Origin of the sequence: Streptomyces sp. NPDC088197 (assembly GCF_044741185.1) — a bacterium.
In the GTDB taxonomy this organism is placed as follows: Bacteria; Actinomycetota; Actinomycetes; order Streptomycetales; family Streptomycetaceae; genus Actinacidiphila.
This window is the reverse complement of sequence record NZ_JBIUSD010000032.1, coordinates 1-8,180: the sequence shown is the minus strand read 5'-3', so window position 1 is coordinate 8,180 and position 8,180 is coordinate 1. Positions and strand designations below refer to the sequence as shown.

The 8,180-nt window shown below is 67.8% G+C and carries 8 protein-coding genes and 1 pseudogene; 8 read left to right on the top strand and 1 reads right to left on the bottom strand.

Translation table 11 applies throughout. The annotated features are described in order from the left end of the window. Positions 1 to 132: 132 nt before the first annotated feature. From ACIOC1_RS35500 to ACIOC1_RS35480, 5 genes are all read left to right on the top strand, one after another. Positions 133 to 327, top strand: a complete 195-nt coding sequence (locus ACIOC1_RS35500; protein ID WP_401858759.1) for a hypothetical protein — start codon at positions 133 to 135, stop codon at positions 325 to 327. Between the two features lie 46 nt (positions 328 to 373). After that, on the top strand, positions 374 to 1,456 hold the full coding sequence (locus ACIOC1_RS35495; protein WP_401858756.1) for an AAA family ATPase: 1,083 nt from the start codon (positions 374 to 376) through the stop codon (positions 1,454 to 1,456). A gap of 430 nt (positions 1,457 to 1,886) precedes the next feature. Beyond that, entirely contained in the window at positions 1,887 to 2,291 is a 405-nt protein-coding gene (locus ACIOC1_RS35490) for a hypothetical protein (protein ID WP_401858754.1), read from the top strand. Between the two features lie 142 nt (positions 2,292 to 2,433). Continuing rightward, positions 2,434 to 3,234 (top strand): three-Cys-motif partner protein TcmP, encoded by an 801-nt coding sequence (locus ACIOC1_RS35485; protein ID WP_401858751.1) that lies wholly within the window; start codon positions 2,434 to 2,436, stop codon positions 3,232 to 3,234. Further along, positions 3,231 to 3,554 carry a hypothetical protein gene (locus tag ACIOC1_RS35480; RefSeq protein WP_401858749.1) on the top strand — a complete coding sequence of 108 codons (324 nt, stop codon included), beginning with the start codon at positions 3,231 to 3,233 and terminating at the stop codon, positions 3,552 to 3,554. The genes ACIOC1_RS35485 and ACIOC1_RS35480 overlap by 4 nt, the downstream gene beginning before the upstream one ends. On the opposite strand, the gene ACIOC1_RS35475 is transcribed toward ACIOC1_RS35480, so the two are convergent. Further along, positions 3,541 to 4,296: a DUF5131 family protein gene (locus tag ACIOC1_RS35475; RefSeq protein ID WP_401858746.1), complete on the bottom strand. Its 756-nt coding sequence runs from the start codon at positions 4,294 to 4,296 to the stop codon at positions 3,541 to 3,543. The genes ACIOC1_RS35480 and ACIOC1_RS35475 overlap by 14 nt on opposite strands. Before the next feature lie 1,482 nt (positions 4,297 to 5,778). Here ACIOC1_RS35475 and ACIOC1_RS35470 point away from each other — a divergent pair. The 3 genes and pseudogenes from ACIOC1_RS35470 to ACIOC1_RS35460 all read left to right on the top strand — a co-directional run. After that, a complete protein-coding gene (locus ACIOC1_RS35470; RefSeq protein ID WP_401858743.1) occupies positions 5,779 to 6,717 on the top strand; it encodes a hypothetical protein in 939 nt (312 codons plus the stop codon). 694 nt (positions 6,718 to 7,411) lie between these two features. After that, positions 7,412 to 7,495: pseudogene (locus ACIOC1_RS35465) on the top strand (transposase family protein); the annotation flags it as partial. A 373-nt stretch (positions 7,496 to 7,868) separates the two neighbouring features. Beyond that, a partial coding sequence (locus ACIOC1_RS35460; RefSeq protein ID WP_401858740.1) for a hypothetical protein occupies positions 7,869 to 8,180 on the top strand: 312 nt, incomplete at its 3' end.

Below are 8,180 nucleotides of genomic sequence, written 5' to 3'. Positions count from 1 at the left end.
CCCCTGCACCCGTCGGGGGGTCGGGTGTTGTCCGCCCTGTCCCCCCGGCGGCCCTCCCGGGCGCGCCCCACCCCCCCCCGGCCCCCCCCCCCCCCCCCCCCCGGGGGGGGGCGCCCGGGGCCCCCCCACGACGTGGGGCCGACTTCGGGCAGCGGGCTGGCTCCGCATCCGCTCGCAGCGCTCTTCCCCGACGACGGCGACGGCAGCGGGCCGCAGGCCTTCACGGCCGAAGCACCGGCATCTGTAGACGAGGTCGTCGACGCAGAGCTCCTCGACGACTCCGATCCGGACGATGACGAGGCCGAGAACGACGTATGGGATGTGTAGGCGACCTGGGGCAGGGGCCGTGAACGACGCAGCCAGGGACACCCCGATGCGGCCTCTGCCGCTGTTCCAGCTCACCGGCTGGACCCACTTCGTCGACGAGGAGGTGAACCCGCCCGTCCTGGCGCCAGGCGACAGTGCCGCCGAGGACAGGAAGACGGACGAACAGGCCATCGCCTACCACCGGCACCTGCGGATGGTGCCCACCGACGCGATGACGCACATGCAGAAGACGGTCGTCGAGGCGGTCCACCGCAACAGCGGGAGCCGTGAGGGCCTGATGGACCATGTCATCGACGGGCCCGCAGGCACCGGCAAGACCTGCCTGCTGCGAGCGATCGGACGCACCGCCCAGCAGGAGATCGAAGTCGCCACGAACGGCCGGCAGCCCAACACGATCCCGGTGGTGCACATCACCACCCCCGCGGACCCGGAGCTGAAGGTGAACTGGATCTGGGAGATCGGCTCCTACCTGGGTCTCAACCCCGAGCCGAAGAGCCTCGCGGAAGTCCTGGAGATGCGCAGGCACCAGGACGTGACCCTGTCGGTCAACTACGTCCTGGAGACGGCGCAGACCCGTCTGCTGCTCGTCGACGACATCGACCGGGCCTCGCCACAGCAACTGGCCAACGTGCTGCCCCACTTCGACTACCTGCGCGACAAGCTGGGCATCTCGCTCATCTTCTGCGGCACCGGCGCCAGCCACCTCCTGCACCAGGCCCGCATCCTGGCCCAGGACCTGACCCGGGTCAGCGCGGAGAACCGGGTACGGCTCGAACAGGCGGGCCGCCCGGCGGATCTCGTCTCGCCCTCCCCCACTGCGCTGCTGCCCGTGACCTGGCTGCACCCCCTGCCCCTGGGCCCCAAGGCCGAGGAACAGGAGATGTTCCGGCGCGTACTGGCTAGTTTCGAGGCCGACTTGAGGCTGTACCGGCTCGAGGAAAACGCCCTCAGTAAGCACGCCGCCCAACTGCACCAGCTCACCGGCGGCTACTTCAAAGCCCTCAGCTACGTCATCTCCACCGCCGCCGTCATCGCGATCCACAGCGGCAGCGAGAACATCACCGAGAAAGAGCTCAAAGCCGCGACAGCCCAGCTCGGCCCCTGGAAACCAGCCGCAGGCGAGCGGTGAAGCTTGGGCCGACCCTCACTGGCTCGGCTGCCGGATGGTCGGAGCCCGCCCCGGCGGGGTCCGCTGTCTAGTTGGGCCGGGTATCTGACATAACCGGCACACCCGCATGTCCAGGACAGGAGCCCAGTTGGGTATCCCTCCCGACAGCCCCGGGCCGTCCGTGGACTCCGTCCCGACGCGCTAAGGGCCCGAGGACGACTTGCGGTGATCACCTGCTCAGGTGAGGAGTGAGGCCGGTTGGTGGTGCTGTCGGCGGCCACGGACGTGACGTGCGGGTGCCGGGGCTGACTCCGGGTGGCCGGCACAAAGGTGTTCGTCCTGTGGGCCAACAGACCGATGAACGGCGAGAAGAGTTCGCCGAAGCACCCGGCAGTGAAGGACGTGGTGATGCCGTAGCGCGGCGGCGGGCTGGTCGGGGAGGCTGTACGCCGTGGCCGATGACACCGACACCGACGACTGGCCGGGCTACACGCCCGAAGAGATGGACCTGCCGACCGAACTGGTGGAGAGGATCAGACTGGTCTGCTTCCTTCTGCACCTGCCGGTGGCCGAACGCCACAGCATGCCCGGTGTGGCGCTGAGGCGTGAAGAGGTGTGGAAGCCGGGAGAGCCGGCCGACCACGTCACCGTCAGCTGGAATGTCAGCGACAAGCTGTTCGACGTCGCGGAGACACAGGGCAGCGACGGCAGGGCGGAGCACCTGTGTGGCGCCATCGATGCCCTGGAACGCGGACTCGTCGACGCACTGCGCCGGGGAGGCCTGCGGGTACAACGCGACACCGGCACTCAGGACTGGAAGGTCCTGGGCATCGTTGCCCCCTCCCCCCTGGACTGACCCCAGCCCCCCTGCTCACGTGCGGCTGGTACGCGGTCTTTACCCGCAGAGCATATGCACTCACCATCGGTGATCAGGGTCTAGTCGGTCGGGCTGCCGACTGCGTGGGGGACGACGCGTACAGGGGGTCAAAATGGGCGTCTTGTGGAAGCTGGAGCCAGCTACCGAGGCGAAGCACCGGTTGTACAAGCAGTACCTGGACGCCTGGTGGCCGATCTTTCTGCAGACTTCCGCCCGCACCGGATACTCCCGTCCTCGCGTCACGCTGCTGGACGCCTTCGCCGGCCCGGGCCGCTACCTGGGCGGAGAAGAGGGCTCGCCCGTCTTCATCCTGAGAAAGCTGCTGAACCACACTGCGGTCGACCGCATGAACCTCAGCCGGCAGCGTGTCCGTCTGATCTTCATCGAGAAGGAGCGGCCACGTTACGAGCATCTGCGTGCGGAGCTCGTCCGCTGCTTCGGGCCGCTAGAAGACCTGCCCGTACACGTCGAAGTGCATCACGGCGAGGCCGGACAGGACAGCGGCGAACTGCTGACCAAGCTGGACGCCTGGGGCCACCCGGTCCTGGGGATCTTTGACAGCTGGGGCAACATCAACGTGCTGTTGTCCCTCATGCGCCGCATTGCCCACAACCCCTCCAGCGAAGTCATCACCACCTTCGGTCCCAACTGGTTCAGCCGCGAGCAGGGGCGGCAGATGGCCAGTGAGGAGTTCAACCCGGAGCTCCTCGACATGGTCTTCGGCGGCCGCGAGTTCTGGTCGCCCGCTGATGCAGAACTCCGGCCTGACGAGCGGTGGCGTGTGTGGCTGTCGACCTACCGTGACGCGCTGCGCCGGGCGGGGTTCCGCTCCCAGTTGCAGTTCCGGCTCGTGCCCCGCACTGGCCAGCCTCTGTACCTCGTCTTCGGCACCGGCCACCCCACGGGGGCCTGGAGGCGATGAAAGAGGCCATGTGGAAGGTCGACGTCAGCGACGGTATGAGCTTCAAGGACCCCCGCACTCGCGGCGGGGTCCTCCCCGGACAGTCCACGCTGTTCGCCGGCGCGGACGTGGTCGACCCAGAGCTGCTGGAACTGGTCCACCAACGTCTGTCCCAGGGAGTCGCGACGGTGGAGGACATCGGTCAGTGGCTGCTGACCGAGACCTCCCGCTGGCTGCCCAAGCATGCGCTCGCCGCTGTCCAGGAGCTGCGCAACGACGGCGTCGTGACGGTGCTGAGCAGTGGCAAGCTCACCCGCAAGAGCCGGATCAGCCTGAACTGACCGCCGCGGCCAGCGGAAGCTGGTCCCACTGCTGTCCCTCCAGCAGACGGCCTCCCGCCTTCGGGGTCCGGCCGCCCCACTGCTTGAAGAAGAACGGCACATCGGCCTCCTGGCAGACGTCGCGAATACCGGTCACCCACTCCGGCTCCAGCGGCCGGAAGCGCGGACCGGACTCCCCGCCGGCGATCACCCAGTCGATGCCGGAAACGTCCAGGCCCTTCAGCGGTCCCAGCAGCGGTTCGCACGACAGGAACCGCACCGCAGCCGGCGCCTGGCGCAGGTCGTCGACGCGAGCGAGTTCCTTCTCGCCCTCCACCGACACCCCCATCCACAGGTTCGCCGGCCACTCAAGCCCGTCGGCGACCTGCCGTAGCCGCCGCGCCCGCTTGGTCAGCACCTGATAGGTGTGCTGCGGCGTGTCGGCGACCACCTCAAAAACCTGGCGAACGAAGTCCAGCGGTACGCGAGCGTGGAATAGGTCCGACATCGAGTTGACGAACACCGTCCGCGGACTCTTCCAGCCGTAAGGGATCTGGAGAGCATCCGGATGCACGGTCAGGCCGAACCCCGGCCCGGAGGTCCGCGGATCGCCATCCCTCTGGTACTTCGCCGACCCCATCGCCTTGAGGCGTTTCGCCAGGGTGAGCGCGTAGCAGTTGTCGCAGCCGGCCGACACACGATCGCACCCAGTCGTCGGGTTCCACGTCGCCTCAGTCCACTCGATGGCGCTGCGATCACTCACGGGTCTCCTCCTGCCATGCGCGTCTTCACACCGTCACCAGGGACAAGCGCGGCGTGCTGCCCAACGATGCCCGCATCCGGCAAGTACCGGGGCCCGTTGCTCGGTATTGCTGCGGTTGCCGACTGCTCCACTCGCCCCAATGTTCGAACTTTCGTTCTAAATCTAGTGACCGAGAACCACGCCGTCGACAGGCAGTACGGGCCATCGCCACGCTTCTGCGGCTCCCGCTCAACCGAAACCCGTCTCTCAGGGGCCCTCACGGCCGTGCTCGGCCGCGCATCGCAGCACGCGCCCGGGCAGCACCCGCCGCGTACGGGTACAGCTCACCGCCGGCAGCCAGCACGGCGACGCCGGCATACTTCCCGGCGCGCACCGCGGCCGTACGAGTGGACGGCAGATGCCGAGCGGTGCGCTCACAGGCCTGCTGGGCGACCTCAGCGGCGGCTTCCTCGGCCGCGGCACGAGTTGTCGACGGTGCGCCGATGAGCACATCTTCGCCCCGTACGCCAGCCGGGCCTCCGCCTCGGCCGGTTCGCTGCGGGCCAGCGCCGGCAGAACGGAACACCAGTACTCCGCGGCCGCGTCGGCCAGCACCTGGTCCAAATCGGTGCGGATGGTCGCCTCCCGTGCGCCAGGACGCCATCGACGTCGGCGCGATCGTTGACGTCCGCCCCCGCGGCGGCCGCTATCAGCGCCGTCTCGACGATCAGGGCCTCGACTGCGCTGAGGTTCGCATAAGCCTCACACCCCCGGCCGCATCCTGCTTGCCGCAGCCAGAGCATGGCCGCGCGCCGGGCCTGCCCAGCTGCCTCGGCTTCGGCGCGGGCCACGCGAGGGCCTCCCGACGCTGTTCGCGCTCAAAGACGGCACCCTCTCTCCGGCCCTGGGTGCACCAGTTGCTCGCAGACCGTCTCACGCGGCTGCTGCCCGTACGCCACCCGCGACCCTTCCGCCATAGCCATAGCATGAGGCGGGGCCTCATCTCCCTTCGCGGCCACCTGAGGCGCAGGCCGCACCGATCGGCAACCAGGGAGCCGCAGGGGCCGCCGGTATCCATCCGCAGGTCTTCGTCTCACCGCAGACACCCGCAGTCGGCCCGGCGCGACAGCCCCCGCCCGATCAGCCAGCCCACCGAATCCGTCAGCGCACAGCGCAGCCGGGCCGCCCGGCGCCCACCGAAAGTGCGCTCAATCGCTGACCAGCACAAACCAATCCACCGAGCCACGCAGGCGGCTCTGGCCGTGCATGTCCACGAGCAGCGGCGTCTCCACATCGTGCATAACCCGGCTCAAGCCTGGTGTCGCGGCAGTCGCCGTCGGTTCACGGACCGTTCCGGCCCTCGACGCATGGCGGTCCGCGCACAGCTTCTGCCCCGTCCCGGCATCGGGACGTTCGCGGGCGCGGGATGATCTGTTGAGGAAGCTGCGGACGGCTCGGGCGACCGTCGCGGGTGCGGGAGTTGGCGGCAAGGGGGATCTCGGCATGCGCAATGTTCTGAGCCGGACTGCCACGGAGGGAACGGTCCTGGCACGCCGCCATGTGCGTCCCTTCAGACGTGCCTATCTGATTCGCGACGACGACTACGCAGGCCTGCTGCGGGTGATCGAACGTGCCTGCCAGGTATGGGGCGGGGTCGGCGACCTCATTGTTCCGGTGGCTGCCGACGGCAGCGTCAGCGACTTGTACCGGACGTTGCTGCTGCGCAGCGAGCTCGACTACCTGACGGTCGTCGTCCCTGATACCGAGTCACAGGCCTGGCAGCAGCGATGCCGCGAACTGGGCGAGGCGATGCGGCTGCCTACGGGACGGGGTGAAGAGATACCGGTTCTCATGATTGCCGGGGCGGGGGACGCCGAGAGTCTCCGTACGGTGACCGTGACCGGCACACCGGCGGGCGATCCCTGGGAGCTGGTGTACAGCGTCATGCTGGGGCGCTTGCCGCACCGGCCCGACGAAGACCTGCTGGCGTACTCAAGAGCCCGCGATGATCTGCAGTTCTCCGATGTCTTGACCCTCGAGCGGCAGACCCCCGAAAGCTTGGGGGTGGATGAGCTGCTGGCGCGGTGCCGGCAGGTCACGCCCGTGGGACTGAGCCGGATGTCCCTGACACCCCGCCCTGTGTGGGTGGGCACCAACGGTGTTGACGACTGGCTGCAGGAAGCCGGTGCGGCAGCCCGCGACCTGGGCCGCAACGTCTACGTCCTCTGCGAGCACAAGAGCGTCCCGGACGCCGCCCTGTTGTGGAACCTGCGGGCCCTGCACGGCTGGTCCCACATCGTGCCGATCGGCCTGCCGTTGTCGCGTACCCGGGCTGGGGAACTGGACGTCGCCGAGGTGGAAGGGGCGAGCGCCTGCTTCTTCGTCCCGACCGGCCCGGATATCCATCCGTCGACCAAGGCAAACCCAAGATTGCGCGCTTGAGTCTCATAGTTGCTGACCTGCCGTTCCGGGAAAGCAGTGCATCCCACCTTGACTACGGAGCGAAGACCTTGGAATCCCAGGACATAGAGCCGCCCGCCCGCGCTGTCGGGTTCGGGAAGTTCACGGCGCAGCCGTTCCCGCACCAGCTAGGACGTAAGGAGAAATTCTTGATGATCGGTCCACGGCGGTAGGGCCCCAGCTCTCAAGGCGGCTATTGCCTTCGCATGGGCTGCTGCAGTCCGCTCTGTCCATTCCGGCATCGTGACGTCAGGCTACATCTGTCTGGACCTTTGTGGCATCTCGGGATGCATGCCACACGCTACTGACAGTCGATCAAGTCCGCCCAGAATCAGCTTTGCGACTGCTCTCGTCTGTGACTCACCATGCGGTAGTCCGTCTGGCGTCTGTCACCTTCAAGCACCCGGGCCCACCGCGGATACCCACGGTGGGCCGGCTCCTCGGCCGCTCAGGACGACAGCGTTCGTGTTGTCGCCCTATTCAGCAGCGGCCTGGCTCGGGACGCCGGGTCTGGAGCTTCATTTCTCTCCAGCACAACACGTCGCCTGCGCCTCAAATCGCACTGGCGGAGGCTGCAGCAGTGTCAGTCCTAAAGGTTGTTGCAGAACGTCCGTGATGGGGCATTCCTTCTGTATGGGTGGGGTGTTGCGGGCTGAGCCGTTGTGGGTGGAGACATTTGGTGGCCGTGTATTACCGGACGAACCTCACGATGCGCCAGCTCGCCCCACTCTTCGGGATCTCCTCTGCTCTACAGCTACGACGACGCGAACCTGCTGACCCAGCTCATCACCGCAGCGCCGACCTCCACCAAGATCCGCTTCGCCTACGACGACCACGGCCGCCGCACCGACACCTGGTACGGCACCGACACCGACCACACCCTCTACAAAGCCCACGTCCACCAGGACTACGACGCCTCCGGCCGCCCCTCACGAGTCTGGGCCGACCAGGGCCCCGCCACCTCACCCACCCGCCAGTTCGACGTCACCTACTGCCGCACCACCAACGGCACACCCGGCACCACCTGCTCCACCGCCACCACCGACGACCGCAGCCTCCTGCAGTGGTCTAAGGACAACCTGACGGGGAAAACGACGACCTACGGATACGACCCGGGCAACCGGCTGACGTCAGTGGCGACTTCGGGAGGTGGGACCACGTACAGCTACGGCTATGACCCGCGCGGCAACCGCACGACCGCCACCGGCGCCACGACCCTGACCCACAACGCCGCCAACCAGATCACCACCAGCGGCTACACCTACGACGCCGCCGGGAACCTCACGAAAACCCCGTCGCTGTCCTCGGTCACCTACAACGGCGCCGGACAGATGACCGCGGCCACCACCTCCACCGGAACCGGCACCTACACCTACGCCGGCACCAGCCAGACCGAACTGACCCACCAGACCACCGACGACGGCCAAAACGTCGACTACGTCTAC